This window comes from Nocardioides sp. NPDC058538 (assembly GCF_042719275.1).
Lineage (GTDB): Bacteria > Actinomycetota > Actinomycetes > Propionibacteriales > Nocardioidaceae > Nocardioides.
Genome location: NZ_JBHXNY010000001.1, coordinates 337,596 through 360,978, shown reverse-complemented (window position 1 = coordinate 360,978; position 23,383 = coordinate 337,596). Strand labels below are relative to the sequence as shown.

The 23,383-nt window shown below is 66.6% G+C and carries 23 protein-coding genes and 1 tRNA gene; 7 read left to right on the top strand and 17 right to left on the bottom strand.

The features are described 5' to 3' along the window. Positions 1 to 235 precede the first annotated feature (235 nt). Positions 236 to 718: a hypothetical protein gene (locus ACFWQC_RS01745; RefSeq protein WP_378672153.1), complete on the top strand. Its 483-nt coding sequence runs from the start codon at positions 236 to 238 to the stop codon at positions 716 to 718. An 85-nt stretch (positions 719 to 803) separates the two neighbouring features. Here ACFWQC_RS01745 and hisC read toward each other — a convergent pair whose 3' ends face one another. Continuing rightward, on the bottom strand, positions 804 to 1,883 hold the full coding sequence (gene hisC, locus ACFWQC_RS01740) for a histidinol-phosphate transaminase (RefSeq protein ID WP_378672150.1): 1,080 nt from the start codon (positions 1,881 to 1,883) through the stop codon (positions 804 to 806). Between the two features lie 24 nt (positions 1,884 to 1,907). Next, positions 1,908 to 2,798 carry a dimethylarginine dimethylaminohydrolase family protein gene (locus ACFWQC_RS01735; RefSeq protein ID WP_378672147.1) on the bottom strand — a complete coding sequence of 297 codons (891 nt, stop codon included), beginning with the start codon at positions 2,796 to 2,798 and terminating at the stop codon, positions 1,908 to 1,910. Between the two features lie 136 nt (positions 2,799 to 2,934). Between ACFWQC_RS01735 and ACFWQC_RS01730 the strand changes: the two genes are divergently transcribed. The 4 genes from ACFWQC_RS01730 to ACFWQC_RS01715 all read left to right on the top strand — a co-directional run bounded on the left by ACFWQC_RS01730 (position 2,935) and on the right by ACFWQC_RS01715 (position 5,438). Next, a complete protein-coding gene (locus ACFWQC_RS01730) occupies positions 2,935 to 3,606 on the top strand; it encodes a GntR family transcriptional regulator (RefSeq protein ID WP_378672144.1) in 672 nt (223 codons plus the stop codon). A gap of 75 nt (positions 3,607 to 3,681) precedes the next feature. After that, on the top strand, positions 3,682 to 4,074 hold the full coding sequence (locus tag ACFWQC_RS01725) for a phage holin family protein (RefSeq protein WP_378672141.1): 393 nt from the start codon (positions 3,682 to 3,684) through the stop codon (positions 4,072 to 4,074). Between the two features lie 48 nt (positions 4,075 to 4,122). Continuing rightward, the gene (locus ACFWQC_RS01720) at positions 4,123 to 4,584 is read left to right on the top strand and encodes a low molecular weight protein-tyrosine-phosphatase (RefSeq protein ID WP_378672138.1); all 462 of its coding nucleotides are present in this window, start codon (positions 4,123 to 4,125) and stop codon (positions 4,582 to 4,584) included. After that, positions 4,581 to 5,438, top strand: a complete 858-nt coding sequence (locus ACFWQC_RS01715) for a fructosamine kinase family protein (protein ID WP_378672135.1) — start codon at positions 4,581 to 4,583, stop codon at positions 5,436 to 5,438. Before ACFWQC_RS01720 ends, ACFWQC_RS01715 begins: the two co-directional genes overlap by 4 nt. Before the next feature lie 46 nt (positions 5,439 to 5,484). Here ACFWQC_RS01715 and ACFWQC_RS01710 read toward each other — a convergent pair. The 3 genes from ACFWQC_RS01710 to ACFWQC_RS01700 form a co-directional block, all read right to left on the bottom strand. Next, positions 5,485 to 5,572: transfer RNA gene (locus ACFWQC_RS01710), tRNA-Ser, on the bottom strand. A 10-nt stretch (positions 5,573 to 5,582) separates the two neighbouring features. Continuing rightward, positions 5,583 to 6,050: a nucleoside deaminase gene (locus ACFWQC_RS01705; RefSeq protein ID WP_378672295.1), complete on the bottom strand. Its 468-nt coding sequence runs from the start codon at positions 6,048 to 6,050 to the stop codon at positions 5,583 to 5,585. Positions 6,051 to 6,076: 26 nt separating this feature from the next. After that, a complete protein-coding gene (locus ACFWQC_RS01700) occupies positions 6,077 to 6,589 on the bottom strand; it encodes a tRNA adenosine deaminase-associated protein (protein ID WP_160026513.1) in 513 nt (170 codons plus the stop codon). A gap of 81 nt (positions 6,590 to 6,670) precedes the next feature. Here ACFWQC_RS01700 and upp point away from each other — a divergent pair, with 81 nt between their 5' ends. Continuing rightward, the gene (gene upp, locus ACFWQC_RS01695; protein ID WP_355017600.1) at positions 6,671 to 7,312 is read left to right on the top strand and encodes a uracil phosphoribosyltransferase; all 642 of its coding nucleotides are present in this window, start codon (positions 6,671 to 6,673) and stop codon (positions 7,310 to 7,312) included. A gap of 35 nt (positions 7,313 to 7,347) precedes the next feature. Here upp and ACFWQC_RS01690 read toward each other — a convergent pair whose 3' ends face one another. The 5 genes from ACFWQC_RS01690 to ACFWQC_RS01670 all read right to left on the bottom strand — a co-directional run bounded on the left by ACFWQC_RS01690 (position 7,348) and on the right by ACFWQC_RS01670 (position 13,516). After that, the gene (locus ACFWQC_RS01690) at positions 7,348 to 7,875 is read right to left on the bottom strand and encodes a DoxX family protein (protein WP_378672131.1); all 528 of its coding nucleotides are present in this window, start codon (positions 7,873 to 7,875) and stop codon (positions 7,348 to 7,350) included. 83 nt (positions 7,876 to 7,958) lie between these two features. Next, positions 7,959 to 8,519, bottom strand: coding sequence for an RNA 2',3'-cyclic phosphodiesterase (gene thpR / locus ACFWQC_RS01685; protein WP_378672128.1), 561 nt, complete (start codon positions 8,517 to 8,519; stop codon positions 7,959 to 7,961). Positions 8,520 to 8,552: 33 nt separating this feature from the next. Next, a complete protein-coding gene (locus ACFWQC_RS01680; protein ID WP_378672125.1) occupies positions 8,553 to 9,287 on the bottom strand; it encodes a VIT family protein in 735 nt (244 codons plus the stop codon). After that, complete coding sequence (locus tag ACFWQC_RS01675; RefSeq protein ID WP_378672122.1) at positions 9,271 to 9,936, bottom strand: hypothetical protein; 666 nt, start codon at positions 9,934 to 9,936, stop codon at positions 9,271 to 9,273. The genes ACFWQC_RS01680 and ACFWQC_RS01675 overlap by 17 nt, the downstream gene beginning before the upstream one ends. A gap of 211 nt (positions 9,937 to 10,147) precedes the next feature. Then, positions 10,148 to 13,516: a DEAD/DEAH box helicase family protein gene (locus ACFWQC_RS01670; RefSeq protein ID WP_378672119.1), complete on the bottom strand. Its 3,369-nt coding sequence runs from the start codon at positions 13,514 to 13,516 to the stop codon at positions 10,148 to 10,150. 591 nt (positions 13,517 to 14,107) lie between these two features. On the opposite strand from ACFWQC_RS01670, the gene ACFWQC_RS01665 reads away from it, so the two are divergent. Continuing rightward, entirely contained in the window at positions 14,108 to 15,337 is a 1,230-nt protein-coding gene (locus ACFWQC_RS01665; protein WP_378672116.1) for a hypothetical protein, read from the top strand. 18 nt (positions 15,338 to 15,355) lie between these two features. On the opposite strand, the gene ACFWQC_RS01660 is transcribed toward ACFWQC_RS01665, so the two are convergent. The 7 genes from ACFWQC_RS01660 to ACFWQC_RS01630 form a co-directional block, all read right to left on the bottom strand. Beyond that, positions 15,356 to 16,096 carry a YdcF family protein gene (locus ACFWQC_RS01660; RefSeq protein ID WP_378672114.1) on the bottom strand — a complete coding sequence of 247 codons (741 nt, stop codon included), beginning with the start codon at positions 16,094 to 16,096 and terminating at the stop codon, positions 15,356 to 15,358. A 37-nt stretch (positions 16,097 to 16,133) separates the two neighbouring features. Beyond that, the gene (locus ACFWQC_RS01655) at positions 16,134 to 16,508 is read right to left on the bottom strand and encodes a hypothetical protein (RefSeq protein WP_378672112.1); all 375 of its coding nucleotides are present in this window, start codon (positions 16,506 to 16,508) and stop codon (positions 16,134 to 16,136) included. Positions 16,509 to 17,121: 613 nt separating this feature from the next. Next, entirely contained in the window at positions 17,122 to 18,036 is a 915-nt protein-coding gene (locus ACFWQC_RS01650) for a restriction endonuclease (protein ID WP_378672110.1), read from the bottom strand. Beyond that, entirely contained in the window at positions 18,036 to 19,151 is a 1,116-nt protein-coding gene (locus ACFWQC_RS01645; protein WP_378672107.1) for a restriction endonuclease subunit S, read from the bottom strand. The genes ACFWQC_RS01650 and ACFWQC_RS01645 overlap by 1 nt, the downstream gene beginning before the upstream one ends. Continuing rightward, entirely contained in the window at positions 19,148 to 20,632 is a 1,485-nt protein-coding gene (locus ACFWQC_RS01640) for an N-6 DNA methylase (protein ID WP_378672105.1), read from the bottom strand. Before ACFWQC_RS01640 ends, ACFWQC_RS01645 begins: the two co-directional genes overlap by 4 nt. A 97-nt stretch (positions 20,633 to 20,729) precedes the next feature. After that, positions 20,730 to 21,878, bottom strand: coding sequence for an acyl-CoA dehydrogenase family protein (locus ACFWQC_RS01635; protein WP_378672103.1), 1,149 nt, complete (start codon positions 21,876 to 21,878; stop codon positions 20,730 to 20,732). Between the two features lie 74 nt (positions 21,879 to 21,952). After that, positions 21,953 to 23,317 carry an MDR family MFS transporter gene (locus ACFWQC_RS01630; protein WP_378672100.1) on the bottom strand — a complete coding sequence of 455 codons (1,365 nt, stop codon included), beginning with the start codon at positions 23,315 to 23,317 and terminating at the stop codon, positions 21,953 to 21,955. Positions 23,318 to 23,383: the final 66 nt, after the last annotated feature.

Here is a 23,383-nt window from a genome sequence, read left to right as displayed (position 1 = left end):
TAGATTCAAGAAAGTCCTTGACTTGATGATTCCGTACGTTTCAGGATGCATCTTGTAGGTCCCACCAGCAAACCAAGGAGATCTCGTGAATTCTCGGGCTCGAATCGCCGCTGCCTTCGCTGGGCTGGCGCTGGCCACGGTCGCCGCACCAGTCATGGCCAGTCCCGTTCCACCTCCCATACCCGACCCTCCGGTCCCCGGCACCCCAGGCCCTCCGATCCCGGATCCCCCGGACGTGCCTGACACCCCGGACGTTCCCGAGGTTCCGGACACCCCGGAGACTCCCGACGTTCCCGAGGTTCCCGACACCCCGGACACTCCCGACGTTCCGGACACCCCGGAGACTCCCGACGTTCCCGAGGTTCCTGAAACCCCGGACGTTCCCGAGGTTCCGGACACCCCGATTCCGGACAACCCCGTCCCGGACGTCCCTGACGTTCCGGAGGGTCCCGGGATTCCTGAGGTTCCGGACGCTCCGACCGCGGACACTCCCGCCGCGGACGTCCCGGTCCCGGATGCCCCGGTCCCGGACATCCCGATCCCGGACGTCCCCGTCCCGGACCTGCCGGACGTTCCGATCCCGGACATCCCTGTCCCTGAGCTCCCCGGCGTCACCGACAGCCTGCTGGGCATCGTCAACAGCCTGCCGGTCGTCGGCCCGATCCTGACCGACCTCCTCAGCTCGATCCTCGGGAAGCTTCCGGTCCCGCTTCCGTAGAGCCGTACACCGTCACCCAATCAGCAGAGGTCCAGCAGCATCAGTGCTGTTGGACCTCTGCTATTTGGCCGGGCAACGCCGGCTCTCAGCCCTTCGGGAATGACCCCGCGAGCTCGATGAGACGGGTGTTGGCCTCGGCCTCGCCGATCGAGACGCGTACGCCCTCGGGCGGGTAGGGGCGGACCATCAGGCCGACCTCGTCGGCAGCCGCGGCGAACTCGGCGCAGCGCTCGGGAGAGCCGAAGGCGAACCAGACGAAGTTGCCCTGCGCGTCGGGGACGTCCCAGCCGGCGGCTCGGACGCCCTCGACCACTCGGGCCCGCTCGGTCACCACGTCGTCGACGCGCGCCAGCAGCTCGGTCTGCCGCTCGAGCGAGGCGACGCCGGCGGCCTGGGCGACCACGTTGACGCCGAACGGCAGCGCCATCGCCCGCAGGGTGGCGGCGATCGGGGCAGGCGCGAAGGCGTAGCCGACCCGGAAGCCGGCCAGCCCGTAGGCCTTGGAGAACGTACGCAGCACGACCACGTTGGCCCGCGCGCGATAGGTCGCGACCCCGTCGATGGCGTCGTCCATGCGGACGAACTCGGCGTAGGCCTCGTCGACCACGACCAGCACGTGCTCGGGCACCTTCGCAAGGAAGGCGTCGAGCTCGGCCTGGGTGACCGAGGTGCCGGTGGGGTTGTTGGGCGTGCAGACGAAGACGACCTTCGTACGCTCCGTGATGGCCGCCGCCATCGCGTCGAGGTCGTGGTGGCCGTCGTCAGTGACCGGCACCTTCACCGCGGTCGCGCCGGCCGCGAGCACCGCGATCGGGTAGGCCTCGAAGCTGCGCCAGGCGAAGACGACCTCGTCCTCGGGACCGCAGTAGGCCGAGACCAGCTGGAAGATCAGCGCCACGGCGCCGGTCGAGAGAGCGAGCTCCTCGGCCGGCACCTTGTAGGCCGTCGCGAGCGCCTCGTAGAGCTCGGTGCTGCCTGCGTCCGGGTAGCGGTTGACCCGCCCCGCCGCCTCGGCGGCGACCTCCACCACACCGTCCAGCGGCGGATAGGGGTTCTCGTTGGACGAGAGCTTGTAGGTCACCAGACCGGGCCGCTCCACCGGCGGCTTGCCCGCGACGTACGCAGGCATCGCGGCGACACTGGGACGGGGCTGTGGGGTGCTCATATCGTGAGATCCTAGGCTGTGCCCCTACGTGGGGATGACCTCGCCGCCGTAAACCACGGGGACGTCACGGCCGACCACGATGTCGAGCGGGTTGGTGACGCAGCGCACGGATCCGCCACCGAGGTGGAGCTCGCTCATCTCGACGATCCGGATCGTGAAGCCCCAGCCCTCGAGGACGGTGCGGATGCGGTCCGGGCAGGACGGCATCACGATGGTGCGGCCGATCACGATCGAGTTGGCGGCGAAGGTGGTGAGCGCCTCCTCCTCGGTGATGACCAGCGGCTCCGGGACGAGGTCGAGGAGCGCCTGCGCCGACTCGGGAGCGAGCGCGTCCGGGCAGATGATCGCGCGGCGCTCGTCGAGCGGGCAGAACGCCAGGTCGAGGTGGTACATCCCCGAGTGGGTCGTCCGTACGCCCAGGACGCGCACGTTCATCTCGGTCGCCAGCGTCTTCAGCGCCATCTCGTCGGTACGCGGCCCGGTGCCGGCGACCAGGTAGCCGGCGTACGGGAAGACGTCACCCGCCTCGAAGGTCGGCCCGACCCCGTCCTTGCCGACGTACGCCGTGCTCCAGTCGTTCGCGGCGAACCACTCGACCGCGGAGTTCGTCTCGTTGCGGCGCTCGGGGAAGCGCATGTGGGAGAGGAGCACGTGGCGTCGGCCGTCCCCGAGGGAGGCCGCGAAGCCGAGGTTCATCGCGTAGACCATGTCGGGGCTGTCCTCGCGTGGCGCGATGACGTCGACTCGCCCGCCCAGCTCCTCGATGGTTGCCCTCAGGGTGTCCCACTGCGCGCGAGCACGGACCGGATCCGGCTGGATCTCGGTGTCCATGAACGGGTTGATGGCGTAGTCGATGCGGTAGTGCGTCGGCTCGGTCATCAGGTAGTGACGGCCCCAGCTCAGCGATGTGCTCACTCGTACCCCTCTCAGGTCTGATCGATTTCAGATCGTCAGACTGCCTGATTGACTGATTGTCAGACAATCCCGTGTCGATAGGTTAGAGCACGAACGGTCATCACCGGAAGACGGCGCAGGTAGGACAATGGAGCCCATGTTCGAGTCGCTCACCCTGGACGAACCCGCATCGACGGTCGACCGCGTCGCCGACGAGCTCCGCCGGGCGGTGTTCGAGGGCGAGCTGGAGTCGGGCACCCCGCTGCGCGAACACGGTCTCGCCGAGTCGCTGGGCGTCGGCCGCTCCACGGTCCGCGAGGCGCTGACCATCCTGGTCGCCGAGGGCCTGGCCACCCGCGCACCCAACAAGGGCGTCGCCGTCGCCACCCCCGAGGCCGCCTCGGTACGTGACGTCTGCGCCGCCCGCTGGGTGCTCGAAGGGGCCGGGGTGCGCAACTGGGGGAGCGCCTCCGCCGAGACGCGCCGGGCCGTGCACGAGTCGCTCGATGCGTACATCTCGGCGGTTCACTCGGAGCGCTCGACCTACCGCGAGCTCAACGAGCGCCACCTCGCCTTCCATCTCTCGCTGGTGGCCCTCACCGGGTCACCGCGGCTGGTGGCGATGCAGGAGCATCTGGTCCTCGAGCTCAAGCTCTCGCTCGCCCAGGTCGACCGCATCCGCCGCAACGCCCACGACCAGGCCGAGGACCACGCCGCCCTCGTCCGCCTCCTCGACGCCGACCGCATCGACGACGCCGAGCAGTTCCTGGAGAAGCACCTCTCCGACGCCGCCCACGCCATCTGCAAGGCGCTCGGCCTGGAGGGGTGAGCCGGGGTAACACAGTCGCCACACCTCGCGCGCGCCCCTTACGCACGTCCTGCGGAGACTGACACACTCACGAACATGCGCATCGTGACCTGGCTCATCACCAACGCCATCGCTCTGGCCGTGGCAACCTGGCTCGTCGGCGGGATCTACTTCGACGGCCCGACCAGCGGCATGGACGAGATCAAGCAGAAGCTGCTCCCGCTGCTGATCGTCGCCCTCGTGCTCGGCCTCGTGTCGTCCTTCGTCAAGCCGATCGTGACCTTCTTCGCGTTCCCGTTCATCCTGCTCACCCTGGGCCTGCTCCTGCTGGTGATCAACGCGGCGATGCTCGGCCTGACCGCGTGGCTCCTCGGCCCGACCGGGGTGGGCTTCCACGTCGACGGCTTCTGGGCGGCGGTCCTCGGCGGCATCATCATCTCGATCGTCGGCTGGGGCCTCGACCGCGTCTGGCCGGAGAGCGACGAGTGAGATTTCACATCCGCCACGCGTTCTTGGCCGAAATGTAAAACTCGGACCATGAAGATCGCGGTCGTCTGCCTGGGCAACATCTGCCGTTCTCCGATGGCGGAGGTGGTGCTGCGGGACCGTCTCGACGGTGCCGGGCTCGACGACGTGGAGCTCGTCTCGGCCGGCACCGGTGGCTGGCACGCTGGCGAGAAGATGGACCGCAGGGCGGCTGCGACGCTGCTCGAGGCGGGCTATGACCCCGAGCGGCATCGGGCCCAGCAGTGGCCGGTCGGCGACCCCGAGACGTACGACCTCGTGCTCGCGATGGATGCCGACAACCTGGCCGATCTGGCTGGTCAGGCGCCGGAGGGCGGGCTGCGGATGTTCCGTGATCTCGATCCCGAAGGCCCCGGGGACGTGCCCGATCCCTATTACGGTGGTGCCGAGGGATTCCGGGAGGTGCTGGCGATGGTGGAGCGTACGAGTGATGCGATCGTTGCATCCGTGGCCTCGGCGAGGCCCGGTTCGTGACCCGTCAGCCCGCGGTCGCCCGTCGTGCCGAGCTGCTGCTCGGGGCGGCGGTGGTGAGCACATCTCCGGTCGCGGGCGGTGACATCTCGACCGCCACCAAGATCCGTCTCAGTGACGGCTCGCTGGTGCTGATGAAGGCTCTCTCCCCGCCGCGTGACGACTTCGTCGCCGCCGAGGCCCGCGGGCTCCGCTGGCTGGAGGAGTCGGGGGCCGTGAAGGTCCCCGAGGTCCTCGCCGCCGAGCCCGACTGCCTGGTCCTGCGCTGGATCGAGCCCGGCCGGCCCAACGCCGAGACCGCCGAGGAGCTCGGCCGCGCGCTCGCGCGCCTGCACAGCACCCCGGTCCCGGGTTTCGGTGCCGACAGGGACGGGTTCATCGGCCGGCTGCCGATGCCCAACAAGCCCGCGGACACCTGGGCCGAGTTCTATGCCGTACGCCGCCTCCTCCCCTATCTCAGGGCCGCGCGTGATCGCGGCGCCATCAGCGCTGCCGGCGCCGAGCGCGTCGAGCAGGTCGTCGGGAAGCTGCCCTCGCTGATCCCGGAGGAGCCGCCGGCACTGCTCCACGGCGATCTCTGGAACGGCAACGTGCTCTGGGACCGGAGCAGCGAGGCCTGGCTCATCGACCCCGCGGCGTACGCGGGTCACCGTGAGGTCGACCTCGCCATGCTCGCGCTCTTCGGCCTGCCCCACCTGGAGCGCATGATGTCCGCCTACGAGGACGCGGCGCCCCTCGCCGAGGGCTGGGAGGACCGCCAGGGTCTCCACCAGCTCTTCCCGCTGCTCGTCCACGCGGCCATGTTCGGCGGCGGCTACGGCGCCCGCGCCGCCACGGTGGCCGCTCGCTACCTCTGATTCCCCGAGAAACCAGAAAACCCCTGGTTACCCAGGGGTTTTCGGATGGCGGTGACGGTGGGATTTGAACCCACGGTAGGTCTCCCTACACAACATTTCGAGTGTTGCACCATCGGCCGCTCGGACACGTCACCGCCGAATAAGTTACAACCTCGGGGGGTCTTCGCCGAAATCGGGGCCGCTTCGCTGGGATCCGAAGAAGTCCTCCAGCAGCGCGCGCTGCTCCTCGGCCATCAGCCCGGCGACGACCTCGGGCCGGTGGTTGAGCCGGCGGTCGCGTACGACGTCCCACAGCGAGCCGACCGCACCGGCCTTGTCGTCGAAGGCGCCGAAGACGATCCGCTCGACCCTGGCCAGGACCGCGGCGCCGGCGCACATCGTGCACGGCTCCAGCGTCACCACGAGCGTGCAGCCCTCCAGGCGCCACTCGCCACGTGCCTTGGCCGCCTCGCGCAGCGCGACCACCTCGGCATGTCCGGTGGGGTCGGCCTCGGCCTCGCGTACGTTGCGACCCTTCCCGATCACCACGCCGGACGGGTCGACGACGACCGCGCCGATCGGCACGTCACCGGTCGCCAGCGCAGCACGACCCTCATCGAGAGCGGCCCGCATCGGGGCCTCCCAGCGGTTGGCTGGGGTCACGCCGGCATGAGGCCGACGGCGTCGTCGAAGGCCTCGCCGCAGCCGATCGCCCGGGCGATCTCGGAGAGCGTCTCGTCGGGGTAGAGGTCGTCCTCGAACATGTCGTCGAGCAGCATGCCCATCTCGACCGCGCTCATCCCGAAGTCGGCGAGGATGCCGAGGTCACCGGCGGGGTCGGGCTCCTCCTCGTCCTCGACCTCCTCGGGCAGCGGAAGGCCGAGCACGTCGAGAGCCGACGCAGCCAGCTCCCACTCGTCGGCGGCGGTCACGTCGGAGAGCAGCACCTTGGTCGCTGCCCCGTGGACCCGGACGATCACGAAGAAGTCCTCGTCGATCGCCGCCATCGCGATCGCACCGCCATCGCCTGGGAAACGGTGGAGCGCGTGCGTCAGAGTCTCGACATCGGTCAGGAGGTCGTGAGCGAGTTCGCGCACGACCCAGGCGCCGTCCTCGCGATACATCGCGACGGCGAAGTCAACACCCTCGATCTGCTCCAGCTGATCAGACACACGACCAGAGTGACACCGAAACCGCCGTGGGTCTAGGGGGAATTGATGACCTTAGGACGAAGCGATCGTAGGGTTCAGCCCATGGAGACCCTCGTTGTGGACCACCCGCTCGTCGCCCACAAGCTCACCACCCTGCGCAACAAAGAGACCGACTCATCGACGTTCCGTCGTCTCGCCGACGAGCTCGTCACGCTGCTCGCCTACGAGGCGACCCGTGGGGTGAGGGTCGCCCCGGTCGACATCGTCACCCCGGTCGCGCCGACCCAGGGCGTACGCCTCACCGACCCGCAGCCGCTGATCGTCCCCATCCTCCGGGCCGGCCTCGGGATGCTCGACGGGATGATCCGGCTGCTGCCCACCGCGGAGGTCGGCTTCCTCGGCATGGTCCGCAACGAGGAGACCCTCGAGGCGACGACGTACGCCGAGCGTCTCCCCGCCGACCTCTCCGGCCGCCAGTGCTACGTGGTCGACCCGATGCTCGCCACCGGTGGCACTCTCGCCGCCGCGATCGACTTCCTGGTCTCGCGCGGCGCCGACGACATCACCGCCGTCGTACTTCTCGCCGCCCCGGAGGGTGTCGCCGCCCTGGAGAAGGGTCTCGAAGGCATCGATGCCCCCGTCCGCGTCGTCACCGCCGCGATGGACGAGAAGCTCAACGAGAAGGGCTACATCGTCCCCGGCCTCGGTGACGCCGGCGACCGGCTCTACGGCGTCGCGGGCTGAGCTGCCAAGACCGCCGCTGGTCGAGCCGCGAGGCCTCAGGCCTTGATCGTGACCTTCTCCTCGACGTACGGCTCGGCCTCGGCGGTCTCGGCCACCTCGTCCTTCGCCGCCTTGCGCTTGGCGGCACGGGCCTTGAAGGGCCAGGTGAGGAGCTGGTCGAGGGTGAACCGGCCGGGGGCGACCAGGCCGAGCACGAGGGCGGCGGCACCGAGCGCTGCGGCGAGCTCCCAGCCGCCCTGGTCGACGAAGACCTCGGTGGTGCGGTGGGCGTACCAGACGGCTCCGGCCATCTGACCGGCCAGCAGCACCCCGACGATCGGGGCGAACAGGCCGAGCATCAGCAGCGCGCCGCCGACGAGCTCGACGTAGGTCGCCAGCTGTGCCGCGATCGCGGGCTCGGGGACGCCGAGGCCGCCCAGGAACTGCTCGGTGCCGGCGAAGCCCTGGTCGTACTTCTGCCAGCCGTGCGCGACGAAGATCCCACCGACCACCACACGGGCGGCGAGCAGCACGACGTCGTTGAAAAGTCCGGTGTAGGCGTTGCGCCCCACTCGACGACTCATGTCCGGTTCTCCTCTGGTCAGGTCGGAAACAGGGCGCACACGGTAGCGATGTGGCGCGCCGACCGGTACCGCCCGGGGCTTCCTCAGCCGAACGGGAACTCTGCTACGACCTCGTAGGCCGGTCGCTTCCTCGGCCCCTCGCCCAGCCGTGAGTGCACCAGCGCGAAGGAGGAGACGGTCCAGGTCGGGCCACGGTACGCATCGAGCAGCCGCACCCAGTTGCTGAGCTCCATCGGGGTCCCGGTCCGGGCGACCGTCAGGTGCGGCCGGAAGCGGCCGCCGTCGACCTCGATCCCGGCCTTGACCAGCGCGTTCCGGGTCCCGGCGGCGACCCGGTCGAGCTCCTCGGCGGCATCGGTCTCGACGCCCGCATAGAGGACCTTGCCCTCGGTCACGTTCGGGAAGGCGCCGCCTCCGGTGACGGTCAGCTCGAAGGGAGTACGCCGCCCCGCGGCCGTCTCCAGCCGCTCGATCGCGTCATCGAGGGACCTGTCGGGGACGTGCTCGGCGAAGGCGAGCGTCAGATGGAGCTGGTCGAGCGTCGACCAGCGGAAGGCGGCCGCGTCGCGGCGTACGGACAAGAACTCGTCGAGATCCGCAGATACCGACTCCGGCGGGATCACCGCCACGAACATTCGATTCATCGATGTCCATTGTGCCCGGCGGCAGGGCCCGGGTCACCTGAGTTGTGTGCCGAGGAGGTCTCCGACGAGATAGGTGACCAGCATCGCGAGCAGGCCGCCGGCCACGTTGCGCAGCGCCGCGCGGACGGGTGGCGCGTAGCCGAGGCGCGCGCTGGTCCAGCCGGTGACGGCGAGCGCGGCGGTGACGGTGAGGACTGTCCCCCAGATGCGGGCGCTGTCCGGGAGGAGCATGATCGACAGCAGGGGTAGCAGCGCACCGAGGGTGAACGACAGCATCGACGCCCAGGCCGCGGACCACGGCGAGGTGAGATCGTCGACGTCGATACCGAGCTCGAGGACGGCGTGGGCGCGCAGCGCGTCGCGATCGGTGAGCTGCTCCGCGACCTCGGCGGCGGTCTCGGGCTCCAGCCCCCGCTCGCGCAGGAACCCCTCCAGCTCGCGCAGCTCCTCCTCGGGCATCTCCCGCAGCTCGCGGCGCTCCTTGGCGATCAGCGACTCCTCGGTGTCGCGCTGGGTCGAGACGGAGACGTACTCCCCCGCCGCCATGCTGATCGCGCCCGCCACCAGAGCGGCGACGCCGGCGATGAGGATCGAGGCGTCGTCGGTGGTCGCGCCGGCGACACCCATCACCACACCGGCGGTGGAGACGATGCCGTCGTTGGCTCCGAGGACGCCCGCACGCAGCCAGTTGAGACGATTCTTCAGGCCCTCGGCCCGCTCCTCGGCGTCCCCGTGGCCAGCGTGGGCACCCTCACTGGGGAGCGTCACTGCTCGCCTCGCCGGGGACGGGCTCCTGTGGGTTCTCGCAGAAGCTGACCGGGCCGCTCTCGCCGCCGTGATACTCGTAGGTCTTCCCTGCGGCCTCGAGCACCACACGTACGCCGTCGGTCAGGACCATCGTGTACATCTTCCCGGGCTCGGGACAGCCGAGGCTGCCGTCGCGCCAGGTCACCTTGTCGTTGGACACGACGGTGATCTCTTCGCTCTTCACCCCCTGACGCTTGGCCAGGTCGGCGATCGCGGCTGCAACCTTCGGGTCCTCGGCGGGCGTCGGGCTGGACGATGTGGGCACGTCAGACACGTTAGCGCCTGGGTCGGTCGCCTCGGAGCCACATCCGGCCAACGCCGGTGCCAGCGTCAGCGCCAGAACGGGCAGCAGGTACGCCGCGGGGCGGATCATGCGCTTGCTCTTGTCGGTGCTGATCTTGGTGGGGGTCATACCCATGGGTACGTCAGCGGTTCGAGGTTCGTTGCGCACCGTCAGATCCCGAACCGCGCTCACGCTTCCTCGTGCCACGTCGGTGCCCACCGCCGTGTTCACGCCGTCCTCGGTCAGGACGGTGCCGTTCTCGATCGGCTCGGCCGAGACCGGGACCACGTACGCATGGGTGATGGCGACAAAGGAACGCTGGGTCATGGCCGTCATCATGCCGGGCTCGGGTGGCCAACGCGCCGGAAGAGGGATGCGTAGGTGCGGGCGGCGGTCACCAGGTCCCTGACCTCGACACTCTCGTCCGGTCGGTGGGCCTGCCCGGCGACGGAGCAGGGGCCGAGCACGACGATCGGGATGCCCGTGCTCGCGACGAAGCCGCCGACGCAGGCGGCGGTCCAGCCGCTCGGGACGGGTGCTATGCGACTTCCGTCGGCGAAGCATGGCTCTTCACCGCACGAAGGATGCCGACGATGTCGTCCACCTGAACGTCCGGGAAGAAGACGTCCGGCCCCGTGGGCGCATGATCGGTGTAAGGCGGCTCGAAGAGCCTCCCCGGCTCCATCACCCCATTGGCCGTGAGCTCGTCGATGATCAGCTCGATGAAGCGGATCTGATCGACTGTGAACTTCGAACCATCGAGGTAACCCCCGAAGGCCTCGGTGGCCGCGGCGCGGTCGAGGCCGACGAGTGACCGAATGAAGAGCCCGAGACCGTTCGACTCCTCGGCCACCCACTGAATGTCGACCCGCTGACCCGCGCCAGATGCCAGCAGCATCTCCTCGAGCGATTCGAGATCCTCGGACGTCAGCTGCTTGTTGCGTCGGAGCCGCTGAAGTGCGACGTGGTCCTCATGTTCCCTGAGGTACGCAGCGGCCTTGGCGCGAAAGCGTTCGAAGTTGGTCCCCGGCGTGACGACTGGCAGCACGATCTCGGTCGCTTCGCCGAACTGGTCCTCGAAGTCGGTGTAGACGGGCTGTCGCTTGGCCTTGTCGACGAAGCGCACCAGTCCCCGGATCCGCAGCCGGGCGAGCTCGAGCATCGGCAAGGTGACGTCGACCCACCACTCGTCGCCAGCAACCGAATCCAACAGCTCTGCCTGTTCGGCGACGGATGGGATCGTCTTCTTCGTCAGCAGCGCATCGGCAATCGCCTGAGCGGTCTCTCGACACTTCTCGGCCATCACGAGGTCGCCTTCGAGCTGAGCGAGCTGACGTCGCAGGATCAGCAGATCGAACCGCTTCGCATCGACGTCGGCGTCCTTGACCGAGGTATCCGAAGGCAGGCCGGCCAATCCGAGAGCGATCCCTGCGTCCTCCTTCGTCAGCTTGCCCCACGCCTTCGACTCCGCAAAGTGCTCGACCGCCCTGCGGTGCGGGCGCACCAGGACATTGTCGAGCGTCATCCCGGCGACGAACTCGTGGAGCAACTTCGCAGTCTCGGCCCGCAAGCCTGGCTCAGAATCTGCCGCGTCCAAGCCAGCGACTAGCCCCAGTCGGGCTTCAAAGATCCGCTCGGTGAGCGACTTCTGGTTCGAACCTTCGACTCCGGGGAGGTCCTCGCTGAAGTACTCCAGGTTGCCGCAGAAGTCGAAGACATAGAAATCCTTCTTGTCCTCCCCTGGCCCGAAGAGGTCAGGGCGGAGTCGAGTGCCTCGACCGATCATCTGCCAGAACTTCGTCTTCGAGTGGATCGTCTTGAAGAAGACCAGGTTCACCACATCCGGCACGTCGATTCCGGTGTCGAGCATGTCGACACTGATCGCTATGTGCGGCGCCTTGCCGGTCTGGCCGAAGTCGTCGATGAGCTTCTGTGCATAGGGCGTCCCGTGCGTGATGATTCGTGCGAAATGCCCAGCATGCTCCGGCCAACCGATGTCGAACCGAGCCTGGATGAACTCGGCGTGTGCCTGGTTCTTCGCGAAGACGATCGTCTTTCCAAGCCGGTCGCCGCTGTCGACCTTGTAGCCCCGGGTCATGACCGCGGAAAGGACCTTGTCCACGGTGTCCTCGTTGAAGAGGAACTTGTTGAGCTCTTCCGCGCCGATCTCGTCAGGCGGCCCGTCCTCACCCCAGTCGAGGGTGTCCCACTCGTCCTTCTCCTCCTCGGTCAGGTCGTCGTACTTGATCCCCTGCCTCAGGAACTTCGTGCCGAGAGAGATCGACTTCGGCGGGACCAGGAACCCATCCTTGACGGCGTCACTGATCTCGTACGCGTCCGTCGGCACACCGTCCTCGAGGTGAAAGAGCCGGTACGTGTTGTGGTCGACCTCGTTCTTCGGCGTGGCAGTGAGCCCGACAAGCATGGCGTCGAAGTAGTCGAAGATGGCGCCGTACTTCGCGTAGACGGATCGGTGGGCTTCGTCGATCACGATCAGGTCGAAGTAACCAGGCCCGAACCGGCGGCCAGCGTCGTCGACCTCATTGATCAGGTTCATCATCGTCGGGTAGGTGGAGGCGTAGACCCGTCCGTCTGTCGCCTTCTCGGTCACCAGGTTGATGGTGGTGGCTGACGGCAGATGCGTCTTGAAGGCGTTCACCGCCTGGTTGACCAACGCCGTCCGGTCGGCCAGGAAGAGCACACGCTTGACCCAGTTGGCCTTCATCATTTGATCGGAAAGCGCGATGACGGTGCGCGTCTTGCCTGCCCCCGTGGCCATCACCAGCAGGGCTTCGCGCTGCAGGCTGTCGAAGGCTGCGTCGATGGCTTTGATGGCCTTGGCTTGGTAAGGCCGCCCGGCGATATCGCTGTTGACCTCAGCCGGCCCAAGGGGAAGACGCGTCTGGCGCCGCTGGACCATCAGCTCCAGCTCGTCACGCGTGCAGAAACCCTGGACTTCGCGGGGCGGGTAGCCGGCCGCGTCGTCCCAGATCCAGTGCTCGTAGCCGTTGGTGTAGAAGATGACCGGCCGACGTCCGAACCTGGCTTCGAGGCAGGTGGCATACAGCTCGGCTTGGTTCTGTCCCACTTGGACGCTCTTGGTGGTCCGCTTCGCTTCGACCACCGCGAGCGGAAGCCCGTCCGCACCCCACAGCACGTAGTCGACGAAGCCCTTGCCCTCTGCGTTCGGCATGCCGGTGACTTCGTACTCGCGGTCCCGCGCGTCCGACAGCAGCCATCCGGCTTCCCGAAGCAGCACGTCGATGAAGAGGTCGCGGGTCTCGGCCTCGGAGTAGTCGTGGTCGTCCTGCTTCGCGTTGGCTGCTTGGGCCTCGGCCAACTGCTTCCGCAGGTTCTCGAGCTCGGCGTCCTTCGCAGCCGCGAGCTCGTCCTTCTCGGCCAGCGTCTTCGTGTATGCCTCGTCCTGTGCCTTGAATTTCGCGGCAAGCTTCACGACGTCGGCGTGAGAGAGCGGGCTCGCCTTAGTCGCCAACGCGGGGTCGAACAGCGACTGGGTCGGCACGGCTGACGGATTCTTCGAGTATCGGAATGCAGCCCAGACCACGACGTGGTGCAGTTCGCGGAGCACCGCCAGCGCCACGTCAGGACGGATCGGCTTGGTGTCATGAACCGCCGTGTTACCGATCTTGCGGATCAGGTTCAGCTTCTGGGAGATCCCGACGCCGACCTTCGCCTTGAAGCTGGCGTCATTGACTCGCGCGGACAGGTCGTCCTGATACGGCAACGACAGTGCCATGACGTCATAAAGGTGCGCCACCAGCACCTCCGCCGCCCGTCGGCTGTAGAAGCATGCGGACCTGGGGTCGGCCGAGAGATAGGACTCCGCGCGTGCGCAGTCGGCATGGATCGCCGGCCATTCGGCCTTGATGAAGGCGAAGTTGCTCATTCAGCTCCCATGTCAGGTCGTCCCTTCATACTGCCCGAGACCACCGACAGCCGCAGCGCAACAGCAGCGTTTGCCCCTGATGGAGAAAGTGGCGCAGCCCCGCGATCGGATCTTGATCGAGTGTGCTTCTGGATCTTGCTTGACGCCTGCGCTATACGATGGACAGGTGAAGGCACCGAAGCGTAAGCGCCCACTTCCGCGGAAGCCCGCCGTTGACGTGCCGTCGCAACACCTCGAACGATGCGCTACAGAGGTCTCCTACGTCGGGTCACCCGAGCACAAGTCCATGCCTTCGTTCGCTGGGCCTCCGAAACTGAGGTCCGATGCCAGCCGATGCCCGACAGATCTGAAGGATGCCAGCGAGATCACACGGTGGCTTTCCGAGGCCATCACCTTGGGCTTGGTGAGCGAAGACCCCGGAGCGGACGGATACCCAAGGTACGTGTGGGTCTTCAAGCGAGACACTTGGTTTGAGGGACGCCTCGTCAATGCCGGCCAAGGCACCTACAAGGGCTATCCGCTGGCGCGTGATGAGGTAGCCCCAGCCCTTCGTGCCCGAGAAGACGACCTCCGCAAGCGGAATGAGACAAGATGACCCTTCGATTCCATTGGGAGTGGGAGCCGGCTCCAGAGGTCCGCATCCCCGAGTTAGCCGCTACATGGTCGCGCCTAGGCATCGACGTCGATCACACGCCAGCGACGCTGGTCGAACGACGGGACGGTTCGGGTGGTATTCGCCGACGCCTGGACGTGCCGACCTATCCGCTCGCTGAGTGGCTGGCCATCAATTGGTGGCGAATCAGTGCACCCTCTCACCTGGCCCGCGACGAAGGAGTGCGCCTGACTGGGGCCGGTGGCGGATTCCCCTGGCCAGACCTGACCCTCCGTAGCGATCGAGGCCTCATGTGGGCAAAACTTCGCCAGCGGAACAAAACTCCAGAGCACGTACGCTTCCTCACCCAGACAGAGACAGTTCTGAATGCCGACTCAGTCCTCATCGAGGTAGCACACTTCATCGACGAGACCGTCCGCCGACTTGATGACGAAGGCATCAGCGGCACGTTGCTCCAAGACGAGTGGAGAGCCATTCAGGAAGCCGATCGCGAGGAAATCGAATACTGCCTGGTCGCCGCAGCCTGGGGTCAGGACCCGTACGACACATCAGCCGAGGTCGAGCAAGTCCTCCTGAGTGCCGGGACAGCGATCGATGCTGCACTACTCGCCGATCTGTCTCGTGCAGTTCCGATAAACCAAGTCAACGAGGCGGTCACTTGGCTGGTGGAGGCGACCACGAGTCTCGTACCTCGACCAGTCCATCTGCCATCGCTGGGGCCGCTCGATTATCCATCGTCAGCAGGGATGGCCGCCTGGAAGATCGGCTATGACCGAGCGCGTAAACTCCGGCTTCTCTTGGACGTCGCACCTCGTGATCGAGCGCCGATCAGCACGTTGCTGCCTGTGCACCATTCCAGTTCAATCGCGCCCAGCAACGTCGACGGACTGATGTCCTCCGAGGATTCGAAAATCGCGGTGGTCGTCGGAGCCGGAACGCACCCGAGGTCGGCGCGCTTCGCGTCCGCTCGCGCCGTCGCCCGGCAGAGCCTTTCGCCCGTTCACGGCCGGTCTCTCATCACTCGCGCCTCGCGCTATACCGACCGAGCAGAGCGCGCCTTCGCGGCCGAACTACTGGCTCCGGCCGAAGGGATCGAACAGGTCCTAGACGGCGACCTTTCCGATGAGGCAATCCGGCGTGCAGCCGATCATTTCGATGTCAGCACGCTCCTCATTCAGCACCAGATCGACAACCAGGTAGCCGCCTGAACGGCCGTACCGAATCCATCAAGGTCTAGGGCGGCAGCGGGTCGAACCGGTGAGCATCCCACCGATCCACTCGCGGTCGACCCACTCCTGGTTGAGGCCGCGTCTCCAAGCGGACTCGTTCAACAGACGGGTCGTGTATCCCGCCGCAACGAGTCGCTCGTATGCCGCCATCGTGCCCGCGTCGACCTCCTGCGGGGCCGCGAATCCCCTATCCGCATACGCCCACAACCGCTGAGTGTCTCCGACCAGCATGTTGATCACGCGCGCCTCGTCGCCGATCGTGGCCACGTAGTCGGCGAAGTCCAACGACCGCGCCGAGCAGACGATCTCGATCTCCGGCCAGACCTGCTGTGCTGTGGCGTACGCACGGCGCTGCTGATAGGGCCGGCTGATCAGGGTCGCACTCGTGACCGGGATGCCGCGATCCTCTAGCAACGCCCGGGTGAACTCGAGGTTCTGGCCTGTGTTTGTTGCACGCGGTTCGACCAAGATTGCCTGGCGAGGAACATCAAGCTCCTCTGCACGTTCGGCGAACTCCACCGCCTCGCCGCGGGGGAAGTCCTTCACCGTCGTGGGCGCGTTCGCACCCGTGAAGACGATCAATTTGAACCGCCCCTGGTGAAACAGCTTGGCCGTGTGCTCCGCAACACCGATGTCGTGGCTTCCCAATCCGATGCCGACATCTGTCATCCGCCCCTCGTCGCGGATCTGGTGGAAGTCCCACAGGGTGCGCGCGTCGTCGAGGACAGCAGTCAGCATCGCCATAGTGTGTCACGCCGCCGGACACCGATCGCGCCTAAGAGGTAGGGCCGGCCACAGAGGTTGATTGCACATCCTGAACGGACGCCGGTCGCTTGGTTAGAAGTAGCGCAGCCAACATCGGCAGGCCGGCGCCCAGGGTGATCAGGTTTGCCACGATGGCCCCGACGAGCAACACCGGCGCCGCGAGGCACACCGCGACAACTTCAGCCGCTGCCCGCCCGGAGGTCGATGAGCTGGGCTTTGACTTCACAACCCACAACAGCAGGCCTGGCAAGAGCAGCACCGTCGGCAAGGTGACGAACCAGTGGAACGTCCAGTCGGGGATTCGGCCCTCAACCTGGCTGTGCGCCCAATCAGACACGGGTAACGACACGAACCAGGCGAACAGCGCCGAGATCGCGATCGCCATTTCGAACTCAACAAGCGCCGGTCGCCGCCGGCCGTCAGGAGCTGCCGTAGCGGTCGGTCATCGAATTCGCGTACGGTCTGTGCACGAGGCGCGCGAAGCGTTCCGCGTTTGCGGCACGAGCGGCGGCTCGCCGGGAGGCCCGGTTATACGCCTCCATCGCGTCGTGCATAGCAGCCTGGCCGGCTGGCCAGGCGACCGAGATTGCCATACAGGGGTGCAGCGGCCAAGGCGGCCCAAGAGCATCGAAGTAGGCGCACCCACCACGCCGGTTTCGGATGAACCAGACCGGAGCCCCACAAAGTGGGCACTTCGAGTTCGGCTGGCGTGGTACCCGCCACCACAGAACGGGCGGCGGCACTGCTGGTGGCGTCAAAGGCGCTGGCCGAAATGCCGGAGTTCGGCGTATTGAAACGTGCGTAGATGCGGGCGGCCTGCTCCAACTAGCCCTCGTCCCGCGTGTAACAGTGTGTGACGAAACCCAGTGTTGACCACCGTTGGGGCTTCGTCGCCAGTGGCCTCGCCGCTCGTACCTGCTCACGCAGACCAGTGTGGGAAGGAACCGGATGCTGTGGAGCCAATTCAGCGGAAGCCCGAGAATTGGTGAACTTGGGCGCTATTCGAAGAAGTCTTCGTCGATCTCGACGATGTGGACGGTGCGCTTGACCTGGACCCCGACGCCGTAGCGGATCATCAGGCGGGCGAGGCGGGCGCCGTCAATGAGAACGACACGAGTGGCGACAGAGTCGGCGTACGCCTTCGCGCCGACGCTGAAGCGACCCGTCGTGATGAAGACGCCCTGGTTGGCCTGGGCTCCATGAAGGGCACCGACGAAGCCCTGGATGTCGGGGCGGCCGACGCTCGCGTCGAGTGCGTAGCGTTTGGCCTGGATGTAGACGCGGCTCAGGCCCAGGGCATCCTGGTCGACGATGCCGTCGATGCCGTTGTCGTTGGAGAGCTGGGTACGCGTCGCAGTGCCGTCGGCGCCGCCGTAGCCCATCGCCACGATCAGGTCCAGGACTGCCTGCTCGAAGAACGCGGGGGCGTTGGCGTGCAGACGTTCAAGCAAATGTGCCGACACGTCCTTCTCGATCGTTGCAACGCCCTGCGCTACCTGCTCCTCTGGGCCAAGCTCGGTCTCGATCGCCTCGGAAGTCGGTTCAGCGCTACTGGCGGAGCCTTTCGTCACCCACCACTCGTCACCATCGCGGGCAAGCGGGCGGAGATCCTTCTCGGTCAACCCGGCGGGATGCTTCGCGAGGAGGGATGTTCCGAGATCCGTGACCCGGTACTGACCGCGGGATGGGCGCTCGAGCGCACCCACGCGGTCGAGGTACGAAATCGCCCACCCGATCCGGTTCATGTAGCGCAGTTCGCCGCTCGCGAACTGGTCGGCACGCTGTTCTGGGGTCAGCGCAAGTTCATCCGCGGCCAACTCGAACACATCCCTACGCCTTCGGACGATGCCATCGTCGAGCACGCGTAGCACTGGTTTCATGCACTCGCTCCACGACGGCATGGGATAGGCCATTACAACTCTCCTTTGAACGCGTGAAACTGTAGGGAGGCGAAGAGTTCGTCGTCGGCTACTAGAGCACGTTGCACAGCGCTTCGTCGCCGGTCCACTGCCGACTTCTGCGTGGCGAAGTGACGTTGCGACTCAAGTGAAGCGACGGGCACCGCCAGCGCTCGAAGGTCTTTCACATTGAGATGCTGCGCGGTCGATCCAACCATGACATGGGCGATGCGCGCTGGGTCCAGCGCCGTCAGCAGAAACTCCAGTAGGTATTCCGGATGGACCACACCTAGATCCGGCCGGACTTGCACCAATCTTTGCCCCATGCATACGCGCATTCCCGACTCGACAACTGCCGCGATGCCAACGGTCCCCTCTCTGCTGAGGATGATATCCCCAGGCTCGGCTCCACCGCCCTTCGAACGCTTGGCAAACTGCACCTCGTCTACATAGCGAGTGTCATCCCAGTTCCATCCGCCACGGATCAGGTTGGGAGTCCGCAAGCAGATCTCACCGTCCTCCGACCACTTCGGGGTGGAGTGCGGGCAGTCCCAGATCTCAGCAATGTCAGCGAGTGGCGCCGATTCGGCTCCTGCTTTGCCGAACATGTCGTGAAAGATCGACTGGGTGAGGGTGTCGAGGTGGGTGAGGATCTGGCGGCGCTTGATGCGGATCGCGTCGGCTTGGTCGAGGATCATGGCAATTCGACGTTGTTCATGGACGGATGGTAGTTCCAGGTCCAATTCCCCGATGTCCCGTCGGTTCACTTGGAGAAAGGTCGCACCGCGGCCTTTTGCCGCAAGAGTCGGCTCAGCATGGGCAAGCCAGTGCCAGAGGTAGTTAGAGTCGAGCTCAGTCTTCGGACGGAGGCCAGCGACACCTCGGCCAAGGCAGTACTCGCCGTCCGCCCACACCTTTGCGCCGATCGACGCGCGGATGCTCAGGACGATGTCACCGGCAGCCGAGATCTTCCCGGGCGCCGTCGTGAACTTCTTGGGAGAGATCCGCAAGCCATCGAAGTCACCCGCGCCCGCGATAAGTGGAAGGCCTTCTCCCCGGTCATTGTACGAATCCCCAACTGGCGCTTGCCCCATCGTGATCGTGCAGACCTCAGAGAGTGTGGTCTTCACGAGAGCATGCCCTTCAGGTCCGCGATCCCCTTGGCGATCTCCTCGTCGAGAGCCTCGATGTCGGCGATGATATCGAGCGGGGCGCGGTGGTCGATCTCCTCGTGCTCGATCTCCTTGTAGCGGTTCAGGGAGAGGTCGTAGCCCTGGGCGACGAGGTCGGACTTGGGGACGAGGAAGGACTGTTCGGTCCTCGCACGGGACTGTTCGTCATTCTGTGGTCTCGATAGGCTCGACCACCGGGTGCGCAGGTCGGGGAGGTCGTTGTCCTTGATCTCGTTGCGCTTGTCGTCGAGGGAGAAGCCGTCGGCGCGTACGTCGTAGAACCACACCGAATCCGTGCCGCCGGAGTTGGTCTTGGTGAAGAAGAGGATGGCGGTGGAGACCCCGGCGTAGGGCTTGAAGACGCCGCTGGGGAGCTTCACGACGGCGTCCAGCTTCTGGTCCTCGACCAACGTCTTGCGGAGGTCCTTGTGGGCCTTGGAAGAGCCGAAGAGGACGCCGTCGGGGACGATGACGGCGGCGCGGCCGCCGGGCTTCAACAGCTTGAGGAAGAGGGCGAGGAACAGCAGCTCGGTCTTCTTCGTCTTGACCACGCGCTGGAGGTCCTTGCTCGTCTCCTCGTAGTCGAGCGAGCCGGCGAAAGGCGGGTTGGCCAGGATGAGCGTGTATTTCTCGGCGTCGCCTTCGGCCCCGGTCGACAGAGAGTCGCGATAGCGGATGTCGGGGGCCTCGATGCCGTGGAGGAGCATGTTCATCGAGCCGATGCGGAGCATCACGTTGTCGAAGTCGTAGCCGTGGAACATCGAGCGGTGGAAGTGCTCGCGCTGCTTGGCATCGGTGAGCGTGGACGGATGGGTGCTACGTACGTATTCGCTGGCCGCGACGAGGAAGCCGGCGGTGCCGCAGGCCGGGTCACAGATCTCGTCGTCCGGCTGCGGCGCGGTCATATCGACCATCAGCTGGATAATGTGGCGCGGCGTACGGAACTGACCGTTCTGGCCGGCCGAGGCGATCTTGCCGAGCATGTACTCGTAGAGGTCGCCGCTGGTGTCCCGGTTGTCCATCGGGATGGTATCGAGCATGTCGACGACCTTGGAGAGCAGCGCCGGGGTGGGGATGGTGAACCGGGCGTCCTTCATGTGGTCGGAGTAGGTCGTGTCGTCGCCGCCGACCTGCTCGCCGTACTTCTGCAGGAACGGGAAGACCTGGGTGGAGACGGTCTGGTACATGACGCCCGGCTCCTCGTTCTTGAACCTGCTCCAGCGGAGGTGCTCCTGGCCCGGGAGAAACTTGGGGTCCTCGATCGCGCCGCCGCCAACCCTCCGGGCCTTGTTTTCGGCGAGCGTCTGTAGGTCGTCCAGACGGCGCAGGAAGAGCAGGTAGGTGATCTGCTCGATCACCTCCAGCGGGTTGGAGATGCCGCCTGACCAGAAGGCGTCCCAGACTCGATCGATCTTGCTCTTCAGCTCACCGGTGATCACCGGCACAGCCTAGTGAGTGCAGCCGCGATTCTGGGTATGAACGCCGAGGGCGGCCCCTTCTCGGGACCGCCCTCGGCGCGTACGAAATGGTTGAAGCTCAGAAGCCGAGGTCGCGGCCGATGAGCTCCTTCATGATCTCGTTGGAGCCGGCCCAGATCTTGGTGACGCGGGCGTCGCGCCAGGCGCGAGCGACGCGGTACTCGTTCATGAAGCCGTAGCCGCCGTGGATCTGGACGCAGTGGTCGAGCACCTCGGACTGCGCCTGCGAGGACCACCACTTGGCCTTGGACGCCTCGACCGGGGTGAGCTCACCACGGGCGTGGGCGGCGACGCACTTGTCGACGTAAGCCTCGGCGACCTCGATCTGGGTGACCAGCTCGGCGAGCAGGAACTTGTTGTGCTGGAAGGCGCCGATGGACTGGCCGAAGGCCTTGCGGTCCTTGGCGTACTGCACGGTCTCGAGCAGGATCTGCTTGGCCTGCGCGACGTTGGCGACCGCGCACGAGACGCGCTCCTGCGGGAGCTCCTCCATCATGTGGATGAAGCCGCGGTTGAGCTCGCCGATGACCTCGGCGTCGGTGACGCGTACGTTCTCGAAGAAGAGCTCGGCGGTGTCGGACTCCTCCATGCCGACCTTGTCGAGCTTGCGTCCACGCGAGAAGCCCTCCTTGTTCGCCTCGATCGCGAAGAGGGTGATGCCCTTGGCGCCCTTCTCCGGGTCGGTGCGGACCGCGGTGATGACCAGGTCGCAGGAGTAGCCGTTGGTGATGAAGGTCTTGGAGCCGTTGATGACCCACTCGTCGCCGTCGCGGACCGCGGTGGTCTTCAGCGCGGCCAGGTCGGAGCCGCCGGACGGCTCGGTCATGCCGATGGCGAGCAGGATCTCACCGGAGGCCACGCCCGGGAGCCAGCGCTGCTTCTGCTCCTCGGTGCCGAGGCGGACCAGGTAGGGGGCGGTGATGTCGGAGTGGATGCCGACGCAGGTCGGGTAGGCCGCGCCGATCTTGGCGAGCTCCTCGGCGAGGACCGCGTTGAAGCGGAAGTCGTCGGCACCGGCGCCGCCGTACTCCTCCGGGATCGCGAGACCGAGGAAGCCGTTCTCACCGGCTTCGAGCCAGAACTCGCGGGGCAGCGCCTTGTCGGCGATGTGCTTGTCGGTGTGGGGCTTGACCGAACGCTCCAGCCACTGCTGGACGGAGGCTCGGAAGTCCTCGTGGTCTTCCTCATAGTGGTCGCGCTTCAGCATGCGTCGGAGTCTACGCCGAGTGGTTACTCGGTGGTAACCACCGTTTCAAAATGGCAGAGCCAAAATGGGCAGAGTCATCTGGTGATCCGGACCGGCGTACGCCAGGCCACGACCAGCAGCGGAATCGAGACGACCAGGCCGACGACGAAGACGACGTGCAGCGCCGGCGCGAGGACATCGGCAGGCAGGGCCTCGAGCGGGGGCACCTCTCCCCCGGCGTACTCACGCCTGACCAGCCCGTTCGCGACCGCCCCGAAGAGCGCGACGCCCAGCGCCGAGCCGACGGAGCGGGCAAACATGTTGGACCCGGTCGCCACCCCGCGCACCTCCCAGTCGACCGCCGACCCGGCGGCGACGACGCCCGGGTTGACCGACCAGCCGAAGCCGAGGCCGAGCACGAAGCACGGGATCGCCAGGTGCCAGATCGACGAGTTCTCGCCGACCGTGATCAGCACCAGCCCGCCGGCGATGACCAGCAGCGAGCCGAGCGCGACCGCGGTCCGGAACCCCTTCGAGAGGTAGATCCGGCCGGCCGTGGCGGCGGCGATCGGCCAGCCGATGCTCATCCCGGCGAGCGCGAACCCGGCCACCAGCGCCGAGTGACCGAGCACGCTCTGGGCATAGAGCGGGACGTACGTCGTCAGCCCGAGCATCACCACGCCGACGATCAGGCTGGCGGCGTTGGCCGGCGCGAGGACGCGGTGGCTGAGGACCCACGGAGGCAGCACCGGGTCGGCTGCACGGCGCTCGACGAACCCGAAGGCGACCAGGGCCGCGATGCCGACCGCGAAGATCAGGAAGGACGGCCACGACGCCCACGCCCAGGCATGCCCGCCCTCGAGCAGGCCGAGCAGCAGCGCGATCCCGCCGACCGTCAGCAGTCCCGCACCAGTCCAGTCGATCGCCTGATCGTCGGCCGGCCGGCGGTCCTCACGGAAGTGCCGCAGCAGCCACAGCGCGACCGCGCCGAGCGGCAGGTTGATCAGGAAGATCAGCCGCCAGTCGAGGTAGTCGGCGAAGAGGCCGCCGAGCGTCGGTCCGACGATGGCGGCGGTGGCCCAGACCGAGGCGACGTACGACGTGGCTACCGCGCGCTCCTCCAGCGTGTAGATGTCGGAGACGATCGTCATCGCCATCGGCTGGATCGCCCCGGCGCCGATCCCCTGGATCGCCCGGAAGACGATCAGCGCGGTCAGCGACCACGCCAGACCGCACAGCAGCGACCCGACCAGGAACGCCACGATCCCGGCGATCATCACCGGCTTGCGCCCGAGCCGGTCGGCGACCTTGGCGTAGAGCGGCGTGGTCACCGCGGTGGCGAGCACGTAGATCGAGAAGAGCCACGGGAACTGCTCGAAGCCGCCGAGGTCCTTCACCACGCTCGGCACCGCCGTCGCCAGGATCGTCATGTCGATCGCGACCAGACTGAGCGACACCATCACGGCGAGCAGGATCGGCCCGCGTTCGCTACGAAGTCCTACCGAGCTGCGCGTGGGTCTGGTCGA